19 protein-coding genes are annotated in these 25,017 nt (G+C 62.9%); 8 read left to right on the top strand and 11 right to left on the bottom strand.

Annotated features, from left to right (window positions below):
- Nucleotides 1-180 precede the first annotated feature (180 nt).
- From CAF53_RS24610 to CAF53_RS24600, 3 genes are read left to right on the top strand one after another with little or no spacing between them, the layout of a single operon-like run.
- Nucleotides 181-912, top strand: coding sequence for a hypothetical protein (locus CAF53_RS24610; protein WP_010124803.1), 732 nt, complete (start codon nt 181-183; stop codon nt 910-912).
- Nucleotides 833-2,392 carry a DUF6504 family protein gene (locus CAF53_RS24605; RefSeq protein ID WP_029624425.1) on the top strand — a complete coding sequence of 520 codons (1,560 nt, stop codon included), beginning with the start codon at nt 833-835 and terminating at the stop codon, nt 2,390-2,392. The genes CAF53_RS24610 and CAF53_RS24605 overlap by 80 nt, the downstream gene beginning before the upstream one ends.
- The gene (locus tag CAF53_RS24600; RefSeq protein WP_010124808.1) at nt 2,389-5,700 is read left to right on the top strand and encodes an error-prone DNA polymerase; all 3,312 of its coding nucleotides are present in this window, start codon (nt 2,389-2,391) and stop codon (nt 5,698-5,700) included. The genes CAF53_RS24605 and CAF53_RS24600 overlap by 4 nt, the downstream gene beginning before the upstream one ends.
- Here CAF53_RS24600 and CAF53_RS24595 read toward each other — a convergent pair.
- The 3 genes from CAF53_RS24595 to CAF53_RS24585 all read right to left on the bottom strand — a co-directional run bounded on the left by CAF53_RS24595 (nt 5,697) and on the right by CAF53_RS24585 (nt 8,376).
- Nucleotides 5,697-6,785, bottom strand: coding sequence for a hypothetical protein (locus CAF53_RS24595; protein ID WP_100239912.1), 1,089 nt, complete (start codon nt 6,783-6,785; stop codon nt 5,697-5,699). The two genes, CAF53_RS24600 and CAF53_RS24595, sit on opposite strands and share 4 nt — an antisense overlap.
- Before the next feature lie 72 nt (nt 6,786-6,857).
- Nucleotides 6,858-7,730: a DUF4238 domain-containing protein gene (locus CAF53_RS24590; RefSeq protein ID WP_100239911.1), complete on the bottom strand. Its 873-nt coding sequence runs from the start codon at nt 7,728-7,730 to the stop codon at nt 6,858-6,860.
- 31 nt (nt 7,731-7,761) lie between these two features.
- Nucleotides 7,762-8,376 (bottom strand): SOS response-associated peptidase, encoded by a 615-nt coding sequence (locus CAF53_RS24585; RefSeq protein ID WP_100239910.1) that lies wholly within the window; start codon nt 8,374-8,376, stop codon nt 7,762-7,764.
- A gap of 57 nt (nt 8,377-8,433) precedes the next feature.
- On the opposite strand from CAF53_RS24585, the gene CAF53_RS24580 reads away from it, so the two are divergent.
- On the top strand, nt 8,434-8,952 hold the full coding sequence (locus CAF53_RS24580; protein ID WP_100239909.1) for an SOS response-associated peptidase family protein: 519 nt from the start codon (nt 8,434-8,436) through the stop codon (nt 8,950-8,952).
- On the opposite strand, the gene CAF53_RS24575 is transcribed toward CAF53_RS24580, so the two are convergent.
- Nucleotides 8,949-10,613 (bottom strand): hypothetical protein, encoded by a 1,665-nt coding sequence (locus CAF53_RS24575; protein WP_100239908.1) that lies wholly within the window; start codon nt 10,611-10,613, stop codon nt 8,949-8,951. The genes CAF53_RS24580 and CAF53_RS24575 overlap by 4 nt on opposite strands.
- Nucleotides 10,583-12,244, bottom strand: coding sequence for a hypothetical protein (locus CAF53_RS24570; protein ID WP_100239907.1), 1,662 nt, complete (start codon nt 12,242-12,244; stop codon nt 10,583-10,585). Before CAF53_RS24570 ends, CAF53_RS24575 begins: the two co-directional genes overlap by 31 nt.
- Before the next feature lie 218 nt (nt 12,245-12,462).
- Here CAF53_RS24570 and CAF53_RS24565 point away from each other — a divergent pair, with 218 nt between their 5' ends.
- Complete coding sequence (locus CAF53_RS24565) at nt 12,463-12,915, top strand: restriction endonuclease (protein WP_157801369.1); 453 nt, start codon at nt 12,463-12,465, stop codon at nt 12,913-12,915.
- Nucleotides 12,916-12,973: 58 nt separating this feature from the next.
- On the opposite strand, the gene CAF53_RS24560 is transcribed toward CAF53_RS24565, so the two are convergent.
- A protein-coding gene (locus tag CAF53_RS24560; RefSeq protein WP_100239906.1) for an IS3 family transposase occupies nt 12,974-14,145 on the bottom strand; the annotation gives its coding sequence in 2 pieces (ribosomal slippage) (nt 12,974-13,881 and nt 13,881-14,145; 1,173 coding nt in all).
- Between the two features lie 136 nt (nt 14,146-14,281).
- Here CAF53_RS24560 and CAF53_RS24555 point away from each other — a divergent pair.
- Nucleotides 14,282-15,688 carry a toll/interleukin-1 receptor domain-containing protein gene (locus tag CAF53_RS24555; RefSeq protein ID WP_277949225.1) on the top strand — a complete coding sequence of 469 codons (1,407 nt, stop codon included), beginning with the start codon at nt 14,282-14,284 and terminating at the stop codon, nt 15,686-15,688.
- The gene (locus CAF53_RS24550; protein WP_100239904.1) at nt 15,685-17,241 is read left to right on the top strand and encodes a hypothetical protein; all 1,557 of its coding nucleotides are present in this window, start codon (nt 15,685-15,687) and stop codon (nt 17,239-17,241) included. Before CAF53_RS24555 ends, CAF53_RS24550 begins: the two co-directional genes overlap by 4 nt.
- A 164-nt stretch (nt 17,242-17,405) precedes the next feature.
- Here CAF53_RS24550 and CAF53_RS24545 read toward each other — a convergent pair whose 3' ends face one another.
- The 4 genes from CAF53_RS24545 to CAF53_RS24530 are packed head-to-tail and all read right to left on the bottom strand — an operon-like array spanning nt 17,406 to nt 23,289.
- Nucleotides 17,406-17,606: a hypothetical protein gene (locus tag CAF53_RS24545; protein WP_100239903.1), complete on the bottom strand. Its 201-nt coding sequence runs from the start codon at nt 17,604-17,606 to the stop codon at nt 17,406-17,408.
- Between the two features lie 45 nt (nt 17,607-17,651).
- On the bottom strand, nt 17,652-20,711 hold the full coding sequence (gene mobF, locus CAF53_RS24540; protein WP_100239902.1) for a MobF family relaxase: 3,060 nt from the start codon (nt 20,709-20,711) through the stop codon (nt 17,652-17,654).
- A 3-nt stretch (nt 20,712-20,714) separates the two neighbouring features.
- A complete protein-coding gene (locus CAF53_RS24535; RefSeq protein ID WP_100239901.1) occupies nt 20,715-23,009 on the bottom strand; it encodes a type IV secretion system DNA-binding domain-containing protein in 2,295 nt (764 codons plus the stop codon).
- Nucleotides 22,999-23,289 (bottom strand): hypothetical protein, encoded by a 291-nt coding sequence (locus CAF53_RS24530; protein ID WP_062769721.1) that lies wholly within the window; start codon nt 23,287-23,289, stop codon nt 22,999-23,001. The genes CAF53_RS24535 and CAF53_RS24530 overlap by 11 nt, the downstream gene beginning before the upstream one ends.
- 693 nt (nt 23,290-23,982) lie before the next feature.
- On the opposite strand from CAF53_RS24530, the gene CAF53_RS24525 reads away from it, so the two are divergent.
- Entirely contained in the window at nt 23,983-24,201 is a 219-nt protein-coding gene (locus CAF53_RS24525; RefSeq protein ID WP_100239900.1) for a hypothetical protein, read from the top strand.
- Nucleotides 24,202-24,311: 110 nt separating this feature from the next.
- Here the strand turns inward: CAF53_RS24525 and CAF53_RS24520 are convergent, their stop codons facing one another.
- Nucleotides 24,312-24,536 (bottom strand): hypothetical protein, encoded by a 225-nt coding sequence (locus tag CAF53_RS24520; protein ID WP_100239899.1) that lies wholly within the window; start codon nt 24,534-24,536, stop codon nt 24,312-24,314.
- Nucleotides 24,537-25,017 lie beyond the last annotated feature (481 nt).

Below are 25,017 nucleotides of genomic sequence, written 5' to 3'. Positions count from 1 at the left end.
CCAACGTCGGCCGCTATCCAAGAGACCACCACGAATTTTTTCGCGTCGGAAATGTGCCCCTTTTTCGCCGGTCGTTGCGGCGACGGCGCGAGAGGCGATCTCCATCACGCTTGACTCTGGTGCGCCCTCGTCAGAACAAAGAGGGAACGAATTAATCACCTTCCGAGTCTCTGTGATGCTATGCGCGAGTCAGCCGTCCTTGATGATCTACGTGCGCGCATCGCGCAGATCGAGGGCACTGATGGGCGACACGACGCCATTCCGTTCGGGATCGAGAGCATTGATTGTCGCCTGCCAGGCGGTGGCATAGCCACCGGCACGCTTCACGAGATCGCGGGCAGTACCGATCTGGCTGATGAGGCGAGCGCTACCGTATTCCTTGCCGGAATTCTCGCGCGTGTAGAGGGTCCGGTTTTCTGGTGCCTCCGCTGGCGCGATCTCTTCGCCCCTGCCCTTCACCTGGCGGGGCTGCATCCGAACCGCGTAATTCACGTCGAGGCTGGCAGCGATACCAACGTGCTCCTCGCGATGGAGGAATGTTTGCGCCAACCAGGCCTTGCCGGGGTGGTCGGGGAGGTGGAGAAATATTCGACTACTGCCTCCAAGCGCCTGCAGCTTGCAGCAGAAAGTTCGGGCGTTGCCGCCTTCGTCTTCCGGCGCGCTTCCAGGGTTGAACAGGCCGTCGAGGGAACGGCGGCCGCAACGCGTTGGCGAGTAACGGCTCACCCAAGTGAAGATCTCGGCATTCCGAGCCTGGGGCGACCACGCTGGCGGGTTGAGCTGGAACGCGTGCGCGGCGGAAATCCGCACAGCTGGATTGTGGAGGGCTGCGATGCAACGGGTCGTATCGCTCTTCCTGCCGCACTGGTCGACCGACCGGCTGCGCAGGAAGAACGCAAATTCGTCGCCTGAGCGGCACGATACAATCGCCTGCGATGCGCCGCTGGTGACGGCCATCCCGGACCACGGTCGCCGCGTCATCGCAGCGATCGATGCTGGCGCTCGCGCTCTCGGCATCAAACCAGGAATGACAGTCACAAAAGCGCGCTCGCTGGCGCCAGAACTCCGGGTGGTCGACGCGGAGCCCGATGCGGATCTTGAGGGCCTGCGCCGTCTCGCGCTCTGGGCAGGTCGGCGCTACTCACCGTTTGTGTCCCCCGATGCACCGGACGGGCTCTGGCTCGACATCACGGGTTGCGCGTCGCTGTTCGGGACGGAGAAGGCGCTCCTAAAGGATCTTCATCGTCGCATCGCGGCGTCCGGGCTCTCGGTGCAAATCGCGGTTGCCGACACTGCGGGCTGTGCTCACGCCGTTGCACGGCATGTCCCTGCGGGTCGGCCCGTCACAATCGAGCCCGGAGATCACCGCAAGGCGATCGCGATTCTGCCGATATCGGCGCTCCGACTTCCCGGAGGTGATGTCGAAGCCCTGCGAAAATTGGGGTTCGAGCGCATTGAGCAGCTCATCGACGCGCCGCGGCCACCGCTTGCCAAGCGGTTTGGTCGTGAGCTGCATCGACGTCTCGACCAGGCGTTGGGGACGCTCCATGAGCCGATTGATCCGATCTTCCCCGAACACCTTCCAAAGGCTCGGCGGGGTTTCATGGAGCCTATCGCGACACCGGAAGCCTTCGCCTTGGTAATTGGCGACCTCGTGTCCGATGTCGTCGACCAGCTCAGCCACATCGGCAAGGGCGCACGCCGGCTCGATTGCTATTTCCATAGGGTCGACGGACACAATCAGGCGGTCCGGGTCGGAACAGCCGCCGCGTCTCGTGATGCGCGTCATCTCGCCAAGCTGCTCTGCGCCAAAATCGAGACGATCGAGCCGGGCGAAGGCATCGAAGCCATGACGTTGGTCACCCCGCTCGTCGAAGCTCTGGGTTCAACACAGGGCGAAGGGCTCGATAGCCTCGGGCGTCAGGGTCCAGACCTCGCGGCTCTGGTCGATGCTCTAGCCAATCGGTTCGGCCAACGCAGCCTTCACCGGGTCAGTCCACAAGCGAGCGCGATGCCAGAGCGCTCCACGACCATGCTGCCGGCCCTGAGCAAAATCACCGATGCGGGATGGGATGATGCCCTGCCCCGCCCCGCTCGGTTGCTGCATCGGCCCGAGCCGATCGAAGTGATTGCGCTTCTGCCGGACGATGCTCCGCGCATGTTCATCTGGCGGCGCAAACGATACCGTGTGACCCAGGGGGACGGCCCGGAACGCCTCCATGGCGAATGGTGGCGTGAGAGCGGGATTGAAGCTGAAAAGGCCCTCACTGTCCGCGACTATTATCAGGTCGAGACCCAAACGGGTGGCCGCTACTGGCTGTTTCGCTTAGGCGACGGGACCAGCCATGCCACCGGCAACATGCGCTGGTTCATCCATGGCGCATTCGCATGACAAGCGATGCCCGCTATGTCGAGCTGCAGGTCACGACGCATTTCAGCTTCCTGCGCGGCGCGTCATCGCCCGAAGAGCTGTTTGCTGCCGCGGCTCTGCTGGGACTGCCCGCGCTCGGTATCGTCGATCGCAGTTCCGTGGCGGGCGTCGTGCGGGCTTGGGACGCCGAGAAGACGACAGGCGTACGTTCGATCATCGGTTGCCGCCTGGATCTCGTGGATGGCACGGCCTTTCTCGTCTACCCGACTGATCGCGCCGCCTATGGGCATATGTGCCGCTTGCTGAGCATCGGCAAAGAGCGCGCTGGAAAGGGTGCCTGCCACCTTGACTGGCCCGACCTCGAGCAGTGGCATGAGGGTCTCATTGCGATCCTTGTTCCGGACCGCGCGGATACGGTGGCCGAAGGGGCGCTCTCGCGCGCCAGGAGGATCTTCCGTGATCGCCTATATCTAGCGCTATCCATTCGCCGCCGGCCGAAGGACGCGATCCGACTGCGCGATCTCGCGAACATGGCGGCCGCCGCCCGCGTGCCGACCGTCGCCACCAATGATGTTCTCTACCATTCGCCAGATCGGCGGATGCTGCAGGATGTCGTGACCTGCGTCCGAGAGCGATGCACGATCGACGAGCTTGGCGATCGGCGCGAACGATTTGCAGACCGCCACCTGAAGACCGGCGAGGAAATGGACCGGCTCTTCCGCCGTTATCTCAACGACGCCACCCCGGTCTCGCGCACACTGGAGGTAGCAAAACGCTGCACGTTCAGTCTTGAAGAGCTGCGCTACCAATATCCGGACGAGATCAGCGTTCCTGGTCGAACGCCGCAGGAAGAGCTGGAGCGGCTCACCTGGGAAAAGGCGCCCGAGCGCTATCCTGAAGGAATCGAGGGCAAGGTCCGTACCCAGCTCGAGCACGAATTGAAGCTAATCGCCGATCTGGAATACGCACCGTATTTTCTGACGGTCCATTCGATCGTCGCCGAGGCGCGGCGGCGTGAGATCATTTGTCAGGGGCGAGGGTCAGCGGCGAACAGCGCGGTTTGCTACGTACTCGGCATCACGTCGATCGATCCTGTCCGATCTGAGCTTCTGTTCGAGCGCTTCGTTTCGGCCGAGCGGCGCGAGCCGCCCGATATCGATGTCGATTTCGAGCATGAGCGCCGCGAGGAAGTGATCCAGTGGATTTATGAGACCTATGGCCGGACGCGGTCTGCGTTGACGGCGGTCGTGACCCGCTATCGTGCACGCGGCGCGGTCCGCGACGTCGGCAAGGCGCTGGGTCTCAGCGAGGACATGACGGCCGGCCTCTCCGGTGCGGTCTGGAGCTGGAGTCGCGAGGGCGTCGAGGAAAAGCATGCCGAAGAGCTCAACATGGACCTCAGCGATCGGCGGCTCGCGCTGACGCTGGAGCTGGCGCGGCAGCTCATCAATACGCCGCGGCATCTATCGCAGCACCCAGGCGGGTTCGTGCTCACCCGCGATCGGCTCGACGAGCTCGTTCCGATCGAGCCAGCGGCAATGGAGGACCGACAAGTCATCGAGTGGGACAAGGACGATATCGACCTATTGGGGTTCATGAAGGTCGATGTCCTAGCCCTCGGCATGTTATCGTGCATGCGGAGAGCGTTTGAATTCCTAGAGGCCGACAAAGGGGTGAAACTCGATCTCGCCACGATACCGGCAGAGGATCCGGCGACCTACGCGATGATCCGCAAAGCAGACACTTTGGGCGTTTTCCAGATTGAGAGTCGCGCGCAGATGGCTTCCATTCCGCTGATGGCGCCGCGTACCTTCTATGATTTGGTAATTCAGGTGGCGATCGTCCGCCCGGGACCGATTCAGGGCGATATGGTCCACCCTTACCGCCGGCGTCGAAACGGCGAGGAGGAGGTTACCTACCCCACCGAAGAGCTCCGACGGGTGCTCGAGAAGACCTTGGGCGTACCGCTGTTCCAGGAGCAGGCGATGCGCGTGGCGATCGAGTGCGCCGGCTTCACCGCGAGCGAAGCCGACCTCCTCCGCCGGGCAATGGCTACCTTCAAGCTCACCGGCGGCGTCTCCCATTTTCGGGACAAGCTGATCGATGGCATGGTTTCACGCGGCTACGATCAGGATTTCGCGGAGCGTACTTTCAAGCAGATTGAGGGATTCGGCTCCTATGGGTTCCCTGAAAGCCACGCAGCGAGCTTCGCGCTGATCGCCTATGCCAGCAGTTGGGTGAAGTGCCATCACCCCGACATATTCTGCGCGGCCCTCCTGAACGCCCAGCCCATGGGCTTCTATGCGCCCGCTCAGATCGTGCGCGACGCGCGGCAGCACGGGGTTGAGGTTCGCCCGATCGACGTGAACCACAGCCGCTGGGATTGCACGCTGGAGCCCACGGGCGGCCGCTACCTCGCCGTGCGTCTGGGTCTGCGCATGGTGACTGATCTTGCCAATAAGGACGCCGCAGCCATCGTCACCGCGCGCGCCGATCAAGCCTTTGAGAGCGTCGAAGAAATCCAGCGCCGATCGGGCGTAGGCCGGGGCGCTCTCGACCGTATCGGCGAGGCCGACGGATTTGGATCGCTGGGGAGCACCCGGCGCCAGGGACTATGGAGCGTGAAGGGACTCGGCAACGCGGCGCTGCCGCTGTTCGCCGCGGCCGACGAGCGAGAGGGCAAGCTGCGAGAGGAAGCGATCGAACCGACGGTCATTCTTGCGCCGATGGGCGCCGGCGCTGAAGTCGTCGAGGACTATCGCGCGTCCGGTCTGTCGCTACGTGCCCATCCCCTCGCCTTCCTGCGCGACGAGCTGCGCAGCCGCAAGATAATCACATGCGAGGAACTTCAATCCGTGAAGGACGGCCGTTGGATCAATCTCGCCGGGATCGTGCTGGTCAGACAGAAGCCGGGCTCGGCGAAAGGGGTCATGTTCATCACCCTCGAAGACGAAACGAATGTCGCCAACCTCGTCGTCTGGACGAATGTCTTTGAGAAACATCGACGCATCGTGCTGGGTTCGTCGATGATGGGTGTGCGGGGTCAGGTCCAGCGCGAGGGCGAGGTGATCCATGTGATCGCGCAGCGGCTCGAAGACCTGTCGCCGCTGCTCGCGAGCGTCGGCAACCGGGCAGATGTCGCCGATATCTACCGGCTAAGCCGTGCCGACGTGGTCAAAAGCCCGATGCGCCCTGATCCACGCGACCCGGAATCGCCGCTCGGCCGGCAGCCGCGCGACATCTTCATTCCTGATCTGCGGCTAGGCTCGGGCATCGTTCCGGGACGGCAGACCGAGGGGATCAAGGTCAAGCCGCGCGACTTCCGCTAGCCGCCGAGAATCTTCTGCTCGCCGAGCCCCATGAGATAGCCAACATAGTCGTCTACACCCTCGGGACCTTCCGGAGGCGGCCGGCTTTCTGCCTCTGCCATGGCGTCGGTCGCGAAGCGTGCAACCGCTGCGGCATCACCTCGCCACCATGGCTCCACTCTCGCAGCGAGCGCTGTCTCGAAGCCTGCCATGTCCTCGGCGTCGATAAAGAGGAGCGGCGCGATCTCAGCGAGCGCTCTGTCGGCTGTTGCCAGCAGGAACCGTTTGGTCTCGTAAGGCTCCGTCATCGCTCTCCGTGACAGATCACTCAGATACGTGACATCCCAGGCGGCATTGCGGATTCCGGTTAGCGCTCGCTGCCGATCCGGCGACCGGAGCTGCTTGAACAGCCCCGCCTTGGCGGCGAACGGCGAGAAGAACATCGAGCTATAGAGCGCTGCGGGTCCGGCGATGATGAAATCGCTGGCCATCCACTGATAGAGCCTCTCGGCACGCTCGCGCGGACTCATCGGTGAGAGTTCGAGTTCAGCAGCCTTGAGCAGCACCACGTAATTGCAGCGCCAACGATGGAATGGCTGCGCGAGGTCATACTCTTCGCGGTCAGCCGGGCCGGTCGACGGAAGGGCGTCAGCCCTGCCGAGAGCCACATCGATCCAAGCATGCGCCTGCCCAACATCGGCGGAACGAAACCACTGCAGTTCCTCAAGCGCGGCTTCGTTTCCGTGCGCGTGCGCCAATTCACGAAAAGCAATCACCGGCTCCAGGTCCAAATTCATGGATTGAGACAAGGCCATGAGGTCGACGGCAACCTGGGTGGGACCATCGAGCGGCCTGCGCACCCCTTCCTTCGCAATCTTCGCCATCCGCGACGCTACATTGCGATCGACCAGCACGACGGTGCTCGACCGGTCAATGAGCTCCGCATAGAGAAGAGCTTCGATCGACACCAAGCCCGCCGCTGGCGCAATGAACCCTGGGATGAGGCTGTTAGAACCGGCGAGCCTCGACGCAATCGCCTCGACATCCTCTCGCGGGAAATCGGCCGAAATCCGGAAAAAGATGTTGGCGTCTTCTTCGAGGTTCATCGGCTTCTTCTATCACAATGGGAGAGGGTTCAAGGCTCGACGAGCAGCCGCGGCATCGGAAAGTCAGAAAGGCTATTCGGGCCCGCGAGAAACGGGCTCGAGGAAGCGATCTACGAGATCATAATACTGCCTGTTGTCGGCATAGACATATTGCTGCGCGCTCTGGATCGATATGCGGTTCGCGCTGTCGATCAGCGCTGGCGGCTGAAGGGCATCAAGCTGATTCAGGAGATCACTGCTGTAGCTGGCAAGGAAGATCGCCGTCGGCGACAACGGCAGCGAGATCAGGCAGTCCGGTGACGCGAGCCCGGGCAGCATGCAGATCGGGAAGTCGCTGGTAACGAGTCCGTAGGGCCCGTCGCGAAAATGAAAGACGCGCCAGTCCATCCGCGCAATGTCGGCTTTCATCTGCGGAAGCTCGACCAGGCCGGGGATGAGGGTGGTGCCGAAATCCTCGACCAGGCCATCAATGCCACGCTCGCGCAAAAACTCCATGAGGGTTGGCGGATCGATAGCCCGCCGCAGCGCTTCATATTCCTCGGGCCGCTTGATGATTTCCTGCGCCAGCATCTCTGACGCATCGGCCTTTAGTTTCCTGAGAAGGTTTGGCAGGCGGACAAGCAAGGACATTAGGAAACGAACCCACGCCATGCGCAGATCCATCGGCAGGACCGGCCGGGTTTCGCTCAGCAGAATACGCAGCGCCCGCGAAGCCGGGTCATCCACCTCCGGCCCCATGAACTCACGCTCGATCGCGTTTCGATGCTCCGGCGCCACACCGTTCAGGGCGTAGAGGCCCTTCTCTGCCCCGATCGACTTGGGCGCGTATTCGCGCACAAAGAGTTTCCCGCGCTGGCGCGAATAGGTCGAGAGCTGCCCCTGACCGTTCGCCCATCGGGACAGATAGAACTGCGGCAGGAAATGGTGACGATCTGGATCGCTCAAGCCGGATCTCCGGCAGCTTCCCGGCGCTGGCTCACAAGAGCGCCTGTTGCTGGCTCGGCGGCGGATAGACCTGGGTGGGGATGAGGCTACCCTTCGGAAGGACGCGCAGCACCTCGTTCGCCGGTACGGACGGATCGAGCCAGTCGGCCCAGGAATCGCGCGGAAGCGGGATTATCTGCCGCCGGTGATAGGGCTTGATGTCCTCGCCCGGCTCGGTGGTCAGCAATGTGAAGGCCTCGCCCTCCGCCGTCGACCGCCAGATTCCCGCGATGCAGAACCAATCATGGTCTCGCATCGTGAAGAGCCACTTTGTCTTGCGCTTCTGTTTGGGATCCTCGGGCTGCGTAAACTCGTAGAATCCGTCGGCAAGGATCAGGCAGCGATGCGAGGAGAACTCGCGCCCTTCCGACTGATAATTGTAGACCGGCTTGCCGTTGTGCCCCGGCCAGCTCCATCGTCGATTGACGAGTTCGCCCACACCCCTGCCCTCGCCGCTGCGGACGATCGGCGCGATATCGCTGATCTTGATATCCTCGCGGGCCGCGACATTCGGCGTACCCTCGGGCATTTTGATCTTGATCTTGAGGTCGTCGAAATCCTCGACAATCGAGGCTATGTCGACCTCCAAACGATAGTCATTGCACATCGATCATCCGTTCCGCTCGCCCTTGCGACTCAAGTTCGTTCCGTATATGTTCTTTGTATGGCGACGCCAACAGCCTTCGACTCCGAGGCTCCCCTCGAGAAGCTCTTGCCCATCATCCGGCGAAATCCGGACGATATGCAAGAAGTGGAAATGGTCGAGGCGCGGTGGGGCTCCAATCCCCGCTTTAGCGACGGCACGTCGTATCGGTTCGCGCGATCGGAGGGGAAGACCTTTCCCAACCAGCGCTGCCTCGTGCCGGCGTCCGAATTTCACATGACCGTGGGCGACAAGCAGTATCGAGTGAAGCTCGACGACGGCAACTTCTTCTACCTGGCGGCGGTCTGGGAGCCGGCGCTGGCCGAGTGGCCGTTGTCGTTCCGGGTCATCACGGTCGCCGCCAATCCAGAGGTCAGCCGGTATCAGGATCGCCATGGCGCGATCATCCTGCGCCGACAGCGGATGCAGTGGCTCGATTACACGATCCCCGAAATCGAGCTGCTGGAAACGCCCCCGGCGCGGACCTTCGTTGTCGAAGAGATCACGAGCGGTCCGCGGCAAAAGGCGCTCGCGCTCTAATCTGGAAGGACGATCGCCATTGCGGCGAGCTGACTGACCAAGGCGGCCCTGGTTACAGGCACGTCGAAGCGCCATTCGAGCAAACGCGTGCCGTGACGCGCGAGCAGCAACCGCTTCTTCGCGTCCCGCGCGCAGGTAAGCTCGAAGCCTTCTTGTCCGCCGAAGAGCGCGATCGGTTCATAATGCTGCTGTCCCTGATATTCGATTGCGAGGCCCAGTTCCGGCACATGGATGTCGATGGACTGCATACCGAGGAACGCCGGCCGCCATTGGTGGACCGCTGAGGGCCAAATCGAGCGAACCAGATCGAAAAGCGCGACCTCGGACACCCAGCCACGCCCTATCTCAGGGATGGAACGCTCCCGGCGAAACGCTTCCTCGGCCGCCACCATGGAGTTCGCGAAAAACTCCGAAGCGCCGGTGTCGGCGACGCCGATATTCCTCGAGAAGATTCGGCCGCGCTGACCGCTCGGGTTGGAGAATTGCGCCATGTGGCGCCGGTATGTCGCCCAATCGGCAGCCTGTGGCAGCGGCGGGATCATCGACGATCCAAAATCCGGTCGCAACCGGGTCATCTCCTCAAGGACCGGCGGTTCCAAGGCGAACTGGGCGTCGAGATGGTCGAGGAAAGCATCGAATTCCTCGAGCAGTCGCCCGGCGATAAGCGAGTTCTCGGCATGTTTGCGGGCCAGGACGCGGATATCCTGGGCCTGCAGCGGCGTCTTGGTGAGAAACCGCAGATAGATGACCTCGTCGAACAACGGCTCGCGGTCACGGCCGGGAATGGCTTCCACCAGGGCCAGCGCTTCGTCGAGGCGATCAGCCTCCGTAAGCTCGAGCACACGCTGCCAGTGCGGATCTGGATCCCATGGTCCTGCGGTCAGGTCGGGCAAGTCTTCGGGAAGACCCTTGCCGTCGACGCCCCGCCATTGGGGGCCAAGCAGTCGGGCCTGAAAGCCGTAACCCCTCGCCTTTTCATTCTCGTTCCAAATGCGCGCAATCGGCAACGTCGGATCGAGCGGATTGGACGTCCAGGATTGGCCCTGCGGAATTCCGTCGGGCCGCATGACATAGCCGATATCGAAGCCGGCGACGGAATAGTCGCCCGTGGCGAGATCACCGATCGATTCCACAATGCGCTCGAACAACCGGACCTGATCCTTGCGCACCCCGATCGAGATGAGCGCGCGCCCGCGCGGAGAGGTTTGTCGCGACACGGCCGGCGCATAGGTAGCCAGCTCAACGGCGCGTTGCCGGCGGATACCCGGTCCTTCCAGGAAGTGGATCCGGTGGGTGATCTCCTCAGGGAAATCGGGGTAGGTCAGCGAAACCGGGGCGACTGCCTTGGACGGTCGCTTCTTCGGTGGAGCCTCCGGGCCATATTCCGAGAGCAGCTCACCACAGAGCGCCGACAGCCGCGCAAAGTGCGTCGCCGCGGCCGAGCCCGGCGCGCGCTTTCCCGCAAGCGTCCCATAGAGTTTCTGCCACTTCGCGAGATCCTTTCGGTAGAGCTCGCGGTAGGTCCTGTTGCGCAGCGTGTCCTCGTAAAGCTTGGCCGCCGCGCGAAAACCCGCGAGTCCGATGTCTCCCGTTTCAGGCGGAGGAGGCTTGAGGATCATGGTGTCGCTCGTCAGCCGAACGACGGCGAGCCATCGGCCCATCCGGACGCCTGCCACAGGATATTGAACTGGTCGCGCAGCTGAGGCTGCATGGCGGCGGAAAGATCCTCCGCCTGCAACTCGGGTAGGAACAGCTCCGGCTTTCGTATCGTCCTGCCGCCCCCACGGGACCGCGTGAGCTCAACATCCTCAACGCCGCGCAAGGCGATGGAAACCAGACCTGGTCCGGCTAGGCCGATCGCCGCGAGGACGCCGGCTAGCCGTTCAACATGCGCCACGATCGATCCTTCAAGCGCTCGGCCATCAACGAGGATTTGCTCGTCCGCATCATCGACACGACCACCAATGGTCGCTTCATATTCGATGACACCAGGGCGCACGAAGCGGGTCCGCCATCTGGTTTCGGGATTGTTGTCCGTGCGGATCAGCGGCAGCCCGAAACTCCACCACTGACGCTCGTCGGAATCCGACTGGACCCTGACCTGCGTGTCAGGCGGAAAACGCGATGCGGCGGCCAGCACGACCTTCGGGTCAAGGGAAGGCCGATCCATCGCGGCAAGAGGAACGAGGCGGAGGATCATGCTGGGAACGGCGACGATCTCAGGGAGCCCGCCCCGCATGCGGTCGGCGGCAAGCTCCCCTGCTGCCTGCCTCGCGGCTTCCCACCGGGGATCGACCTGCGGCGCTGCCGGCGCCGGCGCCGCGATACGGACCCGCGAGCGGCCGGCCTTCTCGAAAGCGTCGATCGCTTCGATCAGGGTCGTAGATCGCGCATTCAATTCCCTGATGGCATCGTGCGTGCCCTGCTGGGTGCCGTGCTTCACGTTATAGTCGGTTCTCGGCCACGCCATATTCGGATTGCGGTCCATGACATGGGTGCGTTCGTAGACCAGCTCCATCAGCGAGCTATTGGCCGCACGCAGCGCCGTGCCCGCCTCCTGCAGGACTTGATCCTCGAAATCGAACTCAGCCCCGGCCCATGTGGCAGCGATATCGCCGAGCGGATCGAGCGCCTTTCGCGGATAGGGTTCGCCGAAGTTATGCTCGCGCAGGAACTGGCGTAGCCGCTCCGGGATCTGGGTCCGGAACCGCTGGAGCAATTCGACATCGTGAGGATGTGGCTGTTCCGGCGGCTGCGCCGCGCGCAGGACCTCGTCATCGAGGATCAGGCGAAGCGCGGTCTCCAGATCCTTCTGCAGCCCGAGCCGGGCCGCTTGGCGATCCTCGTCCGTCGCATCCGGCGGGCAGTAGAACAGGATCGGCCGCTTGAAATGGGTCAGGTCGAACGGGAGGGGATGCTCGTCCGGGTGACCCATGGCCGTGTTCATCACGCCGATCATCCTGGCCCACCCGCGCGACTTCAGCGCCCAACCATGCTCGAGCAGGACATTGGGATTGGGCGAAAGCTGCCCTTTTGCCCGCGTCGCGACATGCGTGAGGTCGGAGAGAAAGGCGACAGCGCGGTCGATCTTGCCGAAAATCGTTTCGGCCAGAGGCGGCATGCCCGATACCCCGACCGTATCGCGGTCGGCCTGCACATTGCGATCGGCAGGATCGACGTCCGCGTCCGCGTTCACAGCGCGGATGGCACGATCCAACGCGTGCTGGATAAAGCCGCGGCCAATTCGATTATCGGTGTCGCTCTGCCAGGAGTAGAAGATGTGGTGCGGCATTCAGGTGACGATTCTCGTTATTGGCCCAGGCCCCCTAGCTAACATGCCTTCATCGTTCGGGCAGCAGTTTCAGGAAAGCCCCCTCCTTCAGCCAAGTGATTGTCATCAATGACACTTTACCAAGCGTTTCTGGGTAAAGTGTCACGGATGGCACACCGTGGGTGATCTTATCTTCGAGTTCCTTGACCCCGTACCAATTGATCCCACAAACAGCTCGAATGGATTATGATTTCTCGTCACTCTCCCACTCCGATTTCGAGGATCTCGCGCGTGACCTGATCGGGCGGGAGTTGGGCGTCCGGTTTGAGGCGTTTCCCGAAGGGCCAGATGACGGCATGGATGGCCGCCATGCGGCGGCCGACGGCAACATCATTCTGCAGGCAAAGCATTACATCGGGTCCGGCGCTTCGAAGCTGAACTCGAAGATGAAGAGCGAGCGCACCAGTATCGATGCGCTTCAGCCCGCGCGCTACGTCCTCGCCACGTCGGCGCCGCTCACTCCGAAGAACAAGGCAACCCTGGTGGCGACAATCGGGCCCGCGCTCCAAAGCACCGGCGACATATTTGGCCCGAGCGACCTGAACGCCCTGCTGCGAAAATATCCCGATATCGAGACGGCGCACCAGAAGCTTTGGGGTCAGAACACGGCCGTCCTCAAAACGATCGTCTGAGGTGGCCTCGCCTTCTTGGACAGGTTGGCGGCTAAATTAAGCTCATCCCGGTTGTCGTTCATGCCGCCATTTGAGTGATCAAATCCTGGGGGGCATGCCCCCCAGGATTTGAAGCGCCGATTTGCCCATATGCCTCGGCAGGGGTTTTCCCTGCAAGGCGTGAATGAGGACGATGGCTGTCATAATAGGCGAACCATCGGCCAAGGCCGGCACGCAGTTCAGATCCGGTCTCGAAGGCGTGCAGATAGACGCATTCATACTTCACAGACCGCCAGAGCCGCTCGATGAAGACATTGTCCATCCAGCGCCCCCGGCCGTCCATACTGATCTTGATCTCGGCTGCGCGCAGCACACCGGTGAAGGCATTGCTGGTGAACTGGCTGCCCTGATCGGTATTAAAGATCTCGGGTTTGCCGAAACGGGCCAGCGCATCCTCCAGGGCCTCGACGCAAAAGCCCGCGTCCATGGTGTTCGATAGCCGCCAGGCCAGCACCTTGCGGCTCGCCCAGTCCATGATGGCGACCAGATAGAGGAAACCCCGGCGCATGGGCAGATAGGTCACGTCCGCGCACCAGACCTGGTTGGGGCGCGTGATTTCCAGATTGCGCAGCAGATAGGGATAAATCCGATGCTCGGGATGCGGATCGCTTGTGCGAGGACGCTGGTAAATTGCCGTCAGCCCCATCACCGCCATCAGCCGCCGGACCCGGCGGCGGCCGATCGCATGACCCAGACGCCGCAAATGCCGCGCCATCTGACGGCTGCCGTACCACGGACATTCCATGAACGTCTCGTCGATCACCGTCATCAGCGCCAGCGTCTCGTCGGTTTCCGGCACCGGCGTGTAGTAGTAGGACGACCGGCTGATCGACAGCAGCCGGCACTGCATCGCGATCGACAGGTGCTGGTGTGCCGGCTCGATCTTCGATCGCCTCCAGGCCACGCTCATCGACCGGAGGCTTTCGCCAAAAAATCGCGTTCCACCAGCAATTGCCCGATCTTGGCGTGCAACTTCTCGATTTCCGCCTCACTAGCAGCCTTCGAGCTCTGATCGCCATTATCGAATAGGCTGGCCATCCCATCCATCGCGTGGCGCTTCCATGCCCCGATCATCGTGTGGTGGATGCCATGCTTCGCTGCCAGTTCCGCCAGCGTCAGATCGCCACGGATCGCTTCCATCGCCACCTTCGCCTTGAACTCGGCTCTGTAGCGCTTTCTCGTCGTCTTCATTCCCGTCCATTCCTTCAGGTCGGGATGAGCTTAGCACCCTGTCCGAATTTCCGGCACCACCTCAGTCACCGCGGCGGTCGCCGACGCCCTCCCGAAGCCAGCACCGATCCCGCCGGCGCTCGCCAACCTGCTGCCCGTGCCGGGCGACGCTGACTCTTCAGCAGAGCCTCCGGCTCGAGACACGCTATTCCTCCTCAAGTCTTCCCCAGCCGATGACGAGTTCGCATTGTGGCTCGCGCCGAAACTCGAAGCGGAGGGCTACCAGGTGTTTGCCGACATCCTGACATTGCAGCCAGGTGATCGCTGGCGGCGCGAAATCAACCGCGCCATTGAGCACCGCGCCGCCAAGGTCTTGCTCGTCTGCCGCAATGCCACGGCCGACGACCAAGCGATACAGGACGACCTGGACATCGCGCTCGATGTTGCGAAGGCGATCGGCGACACGCGCTTCATCATCCAGCTAAAGCTTGAGCAGGGCCGCAAGATGAAGGGTCTGGGCGACGCGATCGCAGTCGATTTCGTTCGCGGATGGGGAGAGGGTCTGAGCACGCTTTCTGAGGCTCTCAAGCGCCAGAAAGCTCCTCGCCGCACGGAAGGGGCCGTGATTGACCCGAACTGGGAGCTGTTCCGGCGGCGGGGTGCGATTCCGCTCAAAAATGAGCCCGAACGGTTGACGTCAAACTGGCTTCGCGTCGTTGAAGCGCCGGATGCAATCCATTTTTACGAGGCGACTGGCGTGATCGATGCCGATCGCCTGAAGCGCGCTGCCGCAACCCACGCTTACCCCATCGCGGTGCAGGGCCGCGGCCTCCTGTCATTCGCGGACCAAGACGAAATCGACGACGGCTTTGCATCGGTCGGGCGCTTCAAGCTCAAACGCAGCATACCCCTCAAGACGTTCGTCGAGAACGGCGACGACAAGCTGCGGCTTGAGAAGCAGCCGGCCCAGAACATCATCAACGTGATGCTGAAGAGGGCTTGGTACGAGTTCTGCAAAGAGCGCGGACTCCTGGAATATCAATATTCGGGAGGTGTCGGATTTCATGCTTCGCCGGATCTCGCCGCCACGGGCCAGCGCATTCCATGGGGCAAACAAGGTGCGCGCAGGTCGTCGATGCTGCGCAACGTCGCGAAGGGCCATATCTGGCAGTTTGGCGTGACTGCCCTCCCCGCTTTTTGGCCGTTTTGGCACTTTAAGCTCAAGTCGCGGGTGCTCTTTGCAGGTGACAATGGCACGCCGGCGGGCCTCGAGATCGAGGATGCCAAGAAGTTGCATCGGCTCAGGCGGACGATCTGCAAGGGCTGGAGGAACAAGCAATGGTATGGCCGGATGCTGGCATTTCTGGAGCTTATCTCGGGCGAATCCGCTTACATCAGGCTACGCCTTTCCGCGACGGCGGACGCGGTGTTGGAAGCTGCCCCCATCTTGTTTTCGTCGCCTGTTAGCACCGACCTTCCCGACGCCCTGGACGCCGATGAGGAGGAAACGGATATCAGCACGCTTGGCCGCCCCGAAGCCGACGAAGAAGAGGTGGCAGCATGAAGTTCGCCGAGACATCGCTGATTGTCGAGCACCTCCACGAACCCGAGCTTGAGTTTGCTTATGGCCAGCCAAGTCCGCACCCGAAGGACGGGCTCTTTCTCTATGGGCCGCATGCCCGCGCCAAGAAAACGCGCGAAATTCGCGTCGGTGTTGTTGGCACGACAGACGGCATCAGCCATTTCCGTGGCTGGGCGCGCAAGTTGCAGCAGGTGGTTGCGGTCCCGCCGCCCGGCAAAGGCGAAAAACAGGACCGACTGCATCTCGCCAACTTCCCCGGTCTAGAAGAGACGTTTGGCATCACATTCGAACCGGACGAGGTGAGCACTCTCTCGATCCCGCTGGCTGACATCGACAAGGCGACCAGCATCCTCAACCTGCATGAGGCCGTCGACAAGGTGGCCAAACTCTACATCGATCGGGTGCGCAAGCATCTCCGGAACGAGGAACAGGCGGTCGACGTGTGGGTCCTTGTCCTGCCCGAGATCGTCTACGAGCGCTGCCGGCCTGGTTCGAAGCGCGCGGGCGTTGCGATGGAGGTGGGCGACTTCAAACGCCGACAGAAGGTGAAGGAGAGCCTCCCACTACTCGCCGCCGCCGGCGTTATCGACCAGAGCAATGAGGATATCTTCAGCGACGTCCCAGACTTCCATCGGCGTATCAAGGCCGAGTTCCTGACGATCGCGCCCACCCAGCTCGTCCGCGAGACAACCCTGGCGCCTGACGCGTACTTGAACAAAGCCGGGTATCCGGTGCGCAAGACGCAGGACGCCGCCACGGTGGCGTGGAACCTCGCGACCGGTCTCTATTACAAGACCCAGCCGAAACCGCCTTGGCGCTTGGCGACGGTTCGACCCGGTGTCTGCTACATCGGTATGGTCTATAAAAGCCTGCCCCAAGATCCTGAGGGTCACGCTTGCTGCGCTGCTCAGATGTTCTTGAATGAAGGCGACGGCGTCGTCTTCCGCGGCGCGAACGGTCCGTGGAAGACCGGCGACTACGAATATCATCTCAAGAAAGACGCTGCGAAGCGCCTCCTGAACATGGTCCTCGAAACCTACATCGAGATGCATGGTGAGCCTCCGAAGGAGCTATTCATTCATGGCCAGACCTATTTCAACGACGAGGAGTGGGATGCCTTCTGCGCGGCGGCACCAAAGGGCACCAACGTCGTAGGCGTGCGTATCCGGACGACGGGCGGCGAGACCAAGCTGTTCCGCGACGGCGACTATCCCGTCCTCCGCGGCACCGCGCTGCTGCTTGACCAGCAGACCGCCTACCTTTGGACGACCGGCTACGTGCCGCAGCTCGACACCTACATCGGACCTGAGACGCCCAATCCGCTTCATGTCACGGTGATGAGGAGCAAAAATGCGAAGCCCGACATTCGCACGGTCCTTGCGGACATCATGGGCCTCACCAAAATCAACTACAACAGTTGCAACTTTAATGACGGCCTGCCGGTGACGGTGCGATTTGCGCGAATGGTAGGTGACGTTTTGACGATGGGATCTGCGAAAGGACAGGAGAAGCAGCCCTTCAAATACTATGTCTGATGGCGCTCGTCGGCATCAGACATAAGGGAGTGCGCCAGATAGAAGCCGATGCATTCAATGTCCCTAATCGAAGGGTAGCGCAGCGGCAGAGCCGCCGCGACGCGATCGTTCAGGTCGCGGCTGGATATTTCCCCGAGCACGGCTATTGCCGTCCTTGATCTCGGTCAGAACCAGCCGTCTTTGCGGCCTTCATTGCCATCGCGAAGCTGGCGCCCGTCCAGCGCGGAGCGGCGGATCTCCAGTTCGACCTGGTCGCCGTTGCGCCGGGTGCGGAAGTCCGCGTTGCTGAGGCCATTGCGCCGCGCATAGTCCTCGGCGGCCTTTTCGCTGCCGAACTTGCCACCTTCGTCAAATTCCCACGCCATCGTTGCTCTACTTGCATATGCCGGCACCGCGCCGGCGGTTCATCGTCACAGGTCGAGACCCAGGCTGCGCTCGGGCAGCGGGGGCAGCAGATCGGTCTTTTCAGGCTTGAGGTCGGGGGGCGCCTTGAGGTCGTCGCCCTTGGACTGGACGGGCGGCCCGAGCGGCCCGTCCGGGATCGGGGGAAGATCCGCCAGGATATCGGGCTGGTCGGCAAGGTTGATCCCGACGATCGGGCCGGGATCGAACTTGGGCGGTACGGCGCCGCCCCTCTTCCCGTCGATATCGAGGCGGCCGACCGTCTCCAGCGCGGAAGTCTTGTTTCCGGCATTGTGATCGAGCTGACGCCCCAGCTTCTCCTTGTCGTCCACGAGCATGACCAACTCGTCTCGCACGCGGGTCACGCCGACATTGAACAGGCGCTGGTTCGACAGATTGCGCTCGCGGCTGTCCATAACCGTGATCGCCTTGTCGGTGGTGATGCCCTGCGCCATGTGCATATTGAGCGCGTAGGCGAGGTCGAGACGCGACAGCATCGAATCGCCGCGGGCCAGCGTGATGGTCTGATTGCCCGCCGTTTCGAAGGTGACCCCGCTCGCATCGGCTGAGACAATGCGGGCGAGCGCGGCATTGTGCAGGTCGCGCGGCTTGTCGTTCGCGGTCCAGCGGATGCGATCGCCCTCGCGGATGTGGAGGTCTTTCTTTTCGGTAAGTTCGAGCCGATCGCGCTTTTCGGTGGGCGACAGACGCTGCGGATCGAAGCGCAGCTTGCGCCGTCCGTCGCTGAGCTCGACCTTGCCCGACGGCAGCACCCTGGTCACGTCATAGCGGCCCTGCGCGAGACCAACGTCTTGAGCGCCGCCGCGCCCGACGTCGAGGGTCAAGCCCGGACGGTAACTCGACGCATAACGCAGTTCCTCGCGGGTCAGATTCACGCGATCATAGACGATGAGATGGACCCCCTCGCCGCGCACGCTGCCTTCCGCCGCGAGACCATCCTGAATGCGCTGGTTGATGATCGCGCGGGATTCCCGGCCCGAGGCGAATACCTGGGTCGCGGCGCGGTCCTCGGCCGAGAGCGCCAGCCACATCTCCGCGGCCGCGTCAGGTGGGTTCGCGCTTTCATGAACCTTGTCGCCGAGCACTTTCATCGCTTCACCCGCCTTGCCGACATTGGCGAGCGCGGCGACGGTGCGCAGCGTATCGGTGCGTTGGCGGATATTCTCATCCATCCGGGCCATCGTGCCGCCGGCCGCCTGGATCATGGCGAACGACTTGCCGGCATCGATCGAGGAGAGTTGCTGGCGATCGCCGACAAGCACGAGCTTGTCGATGCCGAGCGCCTCGACGATGCCGTGAAGCTTCAGCATGTCGGTGCTCGAGACCATCGACGTCTCGTCGACCACCAGCATGGCGCCAGCGAACCGCGCCCGCGCGTCCTCGAACCTTGGCGTATCGCGCTCGCTCACATAGCGCTCATTGGCAAGCACGAACGAGGCAATGGTCTGGCTCTTGATCCCGGCTCCCTTGGCGAGGTCCGCGACCATCTTGTTCTGGAAGGCGAGCCCGAGAATATCGCGGCCTTCGGCTTCGGCGATACGGGCGACCGCCTGCAGCATGGTCGACTTGCCAGCGCCGGCGACGCCCTGGACGGTGACGGTCCGATCCTCGGAGGCAAGGATCAACGTGGCTGCAGCAAGTTGGCCGGGATTGAGTGGTCGTTCCGTGATCTCCTGCAGGCGCGTGGGCGCCTCCTGTGCGGGCAGGACCGGAGCCGCCCTGCCCGCTCCGGCCTCAACCGCCTTCAGGATCGATACTTCGATGCGCAACGCGTCCTGCGTCGTCACCATCTGGACGCCCTTGTCCTCGAGGCGGGGCGCGCCGGGGATGAGCTGGCGGCTGTCGAAAAGCTGTCCGATGCGGTGCTCGACCGTGTCGATCGTGACGCCCTTCAGTCCAAGATCCAGCGCGGTCTTTGCGAGCTTGTTGACATCAAACGCCGCCTCTCGCTCGGCGAGGATCCGCACGGCAGACGCGACCGCGAGCTGCGATCGCGCAACCGCCGGGGATTTCGTCGCGCGGGCAAGGCCGCTGTCTACCAACGGATCGGGCGAATGAAGGAAGCCCCCGATCAGCACGCGCGCGCCGGCGATCGCGTCGGTGACCGCGCGGAAGCCGCGCTCGAGCCGGCTGTCCGCAGCGCCCTGGCCCGCCTTCGCCTCGGCTGAAGCGCGTATGGTCTTGCCGTCGAACCCGAGCGCCACCGCCTTGTCGATCCAGCCCTGGATCAGGCTTCCCCGGTCGTCGACATTGAGCTTGGGATCACGGGTCGTGGTGGTGACGCCGTCGCGCCCCTTGGCGGAGACGATGCCGAGCTCGGCGGCCTTTTCAAGGATGGCCTCACGCCGCTGACTGAAGGCCTCGATCACCGCCTGGGGCACGCCCGCGATTTCAAAGGTGCCGTGCTTGCCCTTCATTTCGACCTGGTAGCCAAGCTGCTCGAGCCCCGCGCGCAGGAACGCGTGGTAGATGGCACCGATCGTCGTGTTGTTGCTCCAGATCTTGTCGGCATGGAGCGCCTGCCATTTGCCGTCGGGCATGCGCGTCAAATTGGCGACGACGGCATGGACGTGGGCCTGCGGATCGAGGGCCCGGCTCGTATCGTGCTGGAAGAGCGCATAGACGAGATTGCCGGTACGCACGGGCACCTTGCGGCCCTCCACGTCTTTACGACCCTCCGCGAGATTCTTCTCGACCCAGGCCATGGTCTTCTGGACCGCGCTCATGTTCGCGGCGAGCACGCGCTTGTCGTCGGCAACATAGGCCATGACCGACACCGACTTGGGCACCGAGAAGGTGAGATCGATGCCATTGCGGCGGTTCTCGACCTGGGCGACGCCCTCCCCGCTGGGCAGAAAGCCGCTCAGCGTTTTCTCGAAATCGTCGCGTGCGACCTCGCCGGTGAGCCCGAGACTGGCCGCCCCTTCCCCGCTCCAGGCGCTGACCTCGGCCGAGCCGTCGGCCGTATAGTAATTATCCTTGAAATCGTCCTTCGCGAAATAGTTCGCGGCACCGGCTGCGGAGCGGACTGAGGCGATCGAGTGCATGGGTCAGATCCCCATGTCGAGATCGTCGCCGTCGCGCCCGGCCGCAAACCCCTGGCGCAGCTCGATGAGGGTCTGATCTTCGACTTGGGGCGCCGGTGAGACGGCGCCGCGGGCATCGCGACGATCACCCTCGCCCCGCGTCGTCGCAGCCTGCTCGCCATCCTTCCCGAGCGCCTTGTCGCCCGCCCGGGTTGCAGGGGTCGATTGCTCGTTCTTGTCGTCATTGCGCTGGGTGGCACGAGCCGGGTCGGCGCTCTCTTCCTCGGATGGTGTCTGGAGGATCCGCGCCGCCATTTCCTTGGCGACATTGCTCGCCTCGGCCACCTCGTCGATGATCTGCGCGGCACCGTCGCGGCCGCCCGCCTCGTCACCTTCTTCGCTAAATGCTTCCTCGCCGCGCCTGGAGCGAACGGGCTGCATCGAGGGGCGCGGCATGAAGCCGCGCGCGACCTCGGGATAGTCCTTCCACTCGAGCAGGATCCGCGCAGCCGGAAAGCCGTCCGGGAATTTCACGAAGCCGTGCATCGAGGGCAGGTTCGTGATGTCGTCGGCAATGACGAGAGGCTCCACCTGCTTGCGCGGAGTTAGCGTCGAGGCGTCGCGGTTGTTGTTGTAGCCGTAGCTGTAGGCCTCATCCATCTGCCGCACTTCGCGGTTGCCGATATATTGCGAGCACTCCTCGGCGGTCTTCAATTCGCTGGTCGCAAGGATGAGCTTGGTGCGTGCGAGCGAAGCGAGATTGCGGGCGCCTTCTTCGCCGTAAACCTCGACCAGCTTCTGGAAACTGTGGAGCCCCAGGATCATCGCGCCGCCGAAATTGCGTGCGGTCTGAAGGCCCTTCTCGATCGCGGGCAGCCGGTGGAGCGCGCCGACCTCGTCGAACATGAACCAGGTGCGCAGCGAGCGCGTGCGCGGCAGCGTCATGAGGCTGGTGATGGCGAGGTTCATCCACAAGGTCAGCAGCGGCTTGTTCATCTCCAGATCGTCGTAGTCGGAGGTGACGAAGAGGATCGATCCGGGCGCCCGGTCGACGGTCATCCACTGGCGGATCGAGAACTGCTCGCCCTCGTCGGGGAGGAAGCGAAGAACCTGCGCGTTGGTGTTGAACACGGCGCGGATCGATTCCGCCATGCGGGCGGCTTCCGGGGCGGTCAACGGGTCGGCGATGGTGTTGGCAAGGAACCGGTGAACGCGCTTCAGGTCGGCCGTCATCAGGTTTTCGGAAAGAGCGAGATTGCTGGTCTGGCCGCGCTCAGCCAAGCGGACGCACATCTCGATGAAGAGCGTGCGCGCAGCAAGGGCCCAGAAGGGTTCGGAAGAGCCACCATCGGACGGGATCAGCGCCGCGGCGGCGGATGTGAAATGGCTGTAGGTCGAGCAGTCGTTGAAGATCGACCAGGCCGGGCAGCGCTGGTCCATGGGGTTGAGGATTGTATCACGGGCCGGATCGTAGAAGGCTTCGACATAGGCGCCGGTGAGGTCGAAGATGACCGCATTGTCCTGGCGCTGGCGCATCTGGGTGACGAGGCTTCTGAGTTCCGTCGTCTTCCCCGCGCCGGTCGTGCCGATGAGCATCGTGTGGGACTGCTCGAGGCGGTGCGGATAGGGGACGCCGGCGAGGGAATAGGGATGATGGATCCCGCCTGCCTTTCGCTCGGAAAAAGGCAGACGGAGCACGGCAGCCTGGCTCAGCCGGGGGAAGAACTGGCGCGCATCTTCGGCGAATTTGGCGGCATTGTGCTGGGCGATTTCGGAGACGAGGACGGCGTAGTCGACCAGCATGGCGCCCCGCTCGTGGCGTTCCTGAAGGATCGTCTTGCCGCGCCTGCGGGAGATGTCGACGAACCAGATCGCGAGGGGCGTCACGACGAAGATCGAGACAAGGAGCGAGCCGATCAACGCGTGGACCGTGGTGGCCCAGGCCTTTTGGACGGCGGGGATATAGGGCACCGCCGGCATGATGGTTTTGTAGATCTCGCCGCTCGGCAGCGTGACGTTGACGCGCTTGTTCGGATTGAGGTCGACCCAGTTCCAGAGGCCCGCATAGACCTTCATGCAGACGAGCTGGAATCCGTGCTCATCGAGGCGGATCGAGAGGATGATGAACCACGCCAGGAGGAAGGCGAAGAACCACGCCAAGATCGGCAGCTTGGCCCCTGAGAACCACATCAGCATCTCGTGGGTGAGAAGCTGGGAGCCGCGCGTGAAATTGCCCGAGTTTCGCTGCACGCGGCCGCGCGCGCTATGATGGGTCAGCGGGATGTTTTTCCCGTTCGAGCGGATGTCCTCACGCGCCATGATATTGCACCAGGCGCTTGTCGGTTTCGGCGACGAGACGGTCGCGCAGTTCGGGATATTGCTCGCGGATGATGACGTCCAGGGCGAGCTGCTGGAACTCGCTGATCCGGGCGAGCCGGCGCTGGCTGGCGGTCAGGACATCGGAGGATGAAAGGAAGACGTTGAGGGCCGACCGGATGATGTCGGCGACGCTCAGTTTCTGCTCGGCGGCAATCGCGCTGAGGCGGTCCCACTGGGAGCGCTCGAGGCGAATATTGTAGTGCCTGTAACTGGTAGCCAAGACCAACCTCCTAGCAGGGAGGCTGGTGGGGACTGAAGAACGGCTCTATTTATAGCGCTCGGGCCGGTCACGGGCAAGTTGATCGTCATGCCCCCTCCCCTCGTAGTCTCGCATACTACGCCGAAATAGCCGATTTCCGCCGATTTCATGCGCCGCCATTGCCGTACTACAACATACTCTCCCTTCCTTCCGCGCTAACCCGTTGTGTAACAACGGAAACCCTGCACCTTCAGGTGCGTAGGGTGTGCTAATCCTAAGAGACCGATCCCAGGTCCCGGGCCTGTCTGATGATGGTCGGAAGGGGCCTATAGCCAGGTCCGGCCAGGCAGGGTCCGCCGTGAGGCGGAAGCGACGCTCATGTCGTCGCGGCGCGGCCGGTCGCATCGCGAAAGCGAGGCAGACGGATCCTCACCGCGCTCGGACGCAGTTCCGAGGCGCGGGACCAATGGCGGCCGTCAGGCCCCATTGGCAGGCGAGGATCGTGACCCGAACGGGCGGAGACAAGGCTTTGCCTTGGCTCCGTGAGCTTGGTCGGCGGCGTCCCGCAAGGGGCGTCGGCCGCCTAGCGAATAGAGCCGTCATCGGGCCAAGGCCCGATGCGCCCAGTGTCTCAATTCTTCTTCTTCCGGCCGTCTCAAGCTGCCGCTATAGTCGGTCCGTTCATAGCCCGATTAGCCTTCACAAGAGGCACCTATGGCAAAGACGTTGGAACAGGAGCGGTTGGCGCTCGAAGAGGACGCGCGGAAGCTGGAGAGCCGACGCAAGTTGCTCGAAGAGAGAGAGCGGCAACAGGCAATTGCTACGATCGAAAGATCGGGCTTGTTGAAGCTCGAAGCCAAGCGTCTCTCGGCGCTCATGGATCGGTTCAAGACCCTCGGAATCGAGGCAGTCGAGAAGCGATTGACGGCCTGACCTAACCTGCCGCGGCAACGCCGCGGCACGGCCATGGGGGGTTCGATGCCCCCCATGGCCGTATCTCTCCCAGCAAAAAAAGGGGGAGGCTGTAGCCCCTCCCCTGACCCTTAGAACTCATCCGACATGCGGCCCGGGACCGTGTAGACCACCCGGTCGATGAGCCGTGTCGGCAGCGCGTGATAGTCGCCCTCGTCGATGGCGACGTAGCGGCCGGGTTCCTCCTCGATGACATGCTGGTCGAAGAAGCTGTGTAGGGCGCGGCGCTCGGCAAAGGCGAGAGCGGCGAGATAGGCAGCGGCGTCAGCGTGGGCGGCGGTCGATATGATCTGCATGGTGGTGCTCCTGTCGTCTTGAATGACAGGGAAATGGCCGTCGTTGAGGGAACCGCCGGGTCAGGGACGCCGGCACAGCCGGCGCCGCGAAGCGGGGAGTGGGGGTGCCGATTTTGTCGTGGCTGGAGCGCAGCGAAGCGGAGCGGAGGTCACGGCAAAATTGGGGGCACCGCTCATCCTTGACGCGGCGGTTCCCTCAACGACATCCTCGGAATTCTGTGAGAGATTTTATCCTCTGAAGGGTGCGCCAACGTCGCCCCAAGGATCAACAAAGCATGATCCCGCGCGGCGGCGGTCGACCCGCTGGACAGGTCCATCAGCCCGCGCATAGCAGGTGCGTCTTTCGGGCGGTTGTTATCCGTCGGGTTGGTTCAATCGTGCGCCTGTGTTAGGCCCCTGGTGCGCTGCAGAACGGGCAGCGCCGGGACTGGTAATCCCGTCGAGAACGGCAACTCGGGGTGAGCTTTCACGCCGGGGTGCC

It is taken from the genome of Sphingobium sp. LB126, from assembly GCF_002795205.1.
Classification (GTDB): Bacteria; Pseudomonadota; Alphaproteobacteria; order Sphingomonadales; family Sphingomonadaceae; genus Sphingobium; species Sphingobium chungbukense.
The sequence above is the reverse complement of the archived record's forward strand: the minus strand, read 5'-3'. Positions and strand labels throughout refer to the sequence as shown.

Excerpts from the sequence above, each read along its gene's own strand:
- CAF53_RS24525 (WP_100239900.1), top strand. The coding sequence starts at position 23,983 with ATGGCAAAGACGTTGGAACAGGAGCGGTTGGCGCTCGAAGAGGACGCG.
- CAF53_RS24585 (WP_100239910.1), bottom strand. The coding sequence starts at position 8,376 with ATGTGCAATGACTATCGTTTGGAGGTCGACATAGCCTCGATTGTCGAG.
- CAF53_RS24610 (WP_010124803.1), top strand. The coding sequence starts at position 181 with ATGCGCGAGTCAGCCGTCCTTGATGATCTACGTGCGCGCATCGCGCAG.
- CAF53_RS24600 (WP_010124808.1), top strand. The coding sequence starts at position 2,389 with ATGACAAGCGATGCCCGCTATGTCGAGCTGCAGGTCACGACGCATTTC.
- CAF53_RS24535 (WP_100239901.1), bottom strand. The coding sequence starts at position 23,009 with ATGGCGCGTGAGGACATCCGCTCGAACGGGAAAAACATCCCGCTGACC.
- mobF (WP_100239902.1), bottom strand. The coding sequence starts at position 20,711 with ATGCACTCGATCGCCTCAGTCCGCTCCGCAGCCGGTGCCGCGAACTAT.
- CAF53_RS24565 (WP_157801369.1), top strand. The coding sequence starts at position 12,463 with ATGGATTATGATTTCTCGTCACTCTCCCACTCCGATTTCGAGGATCTC.
- CAF53_RS24580 (WP_100239909.1), top strand. The coding sequence starts at position 8,434 with ATGGCGACGCCAACAGCCTTCGACTCCGAGGCTCCCCTCGAGAAGCTC.
- CAF53_RS24550 (WP_100239904.1), top strand. The coding sequence starts at position 15,685 with ATGAAGTTCGCCGAGACATCGCTGATTGTCGAGCACCTCCACGAACCC.
- CAF53_RS24520 (WP_100239899.1), bottom strand. The coding sequence starts at position 24,536 with ATGCAGATCATATCGACCGCCGCCCACGCTGACGCCGCTGCCTATCTC.
- CAF53_RS24595 (WP_100239912.1), bottom strand. The coding sequence starts at position 6,785 with ATGAACCTCGAAGAAGACGCCAACATCTTTTTCCGGATTTCGGCCGAT.
- CAF53_RS24575 (WP_100239908.1), bottom strand. The coding sequence starts at position 10,613 with ATGGGCCGATGGCTCGCCGTCGTTCGGCTGACGAGCGACACCATGATC.
- CAF53_RS24545 (WP_100239903.1), bottom strand. The coding sequence starts at position 17,606 with ATGGCGTGGGAATTTGACGAAGGTGGCAAGTTCGGCAGCGAAAAGGCC.
- CAF53_RS24570 (WP_100239907.1), bottom strand. The coding sequence starts at position 12,244 with ATGCCGCACCACATCTTCTACTCCTGGCAGAGCGACACCGATAATCGA.
- CAF53_RS24605 (WP_029624425.1), top strand. The coding sequence starts at position 833 with ATGCAACGGGTCGTATCGCTCTTCCTGCCGCACTGGTCGACCGACCGG.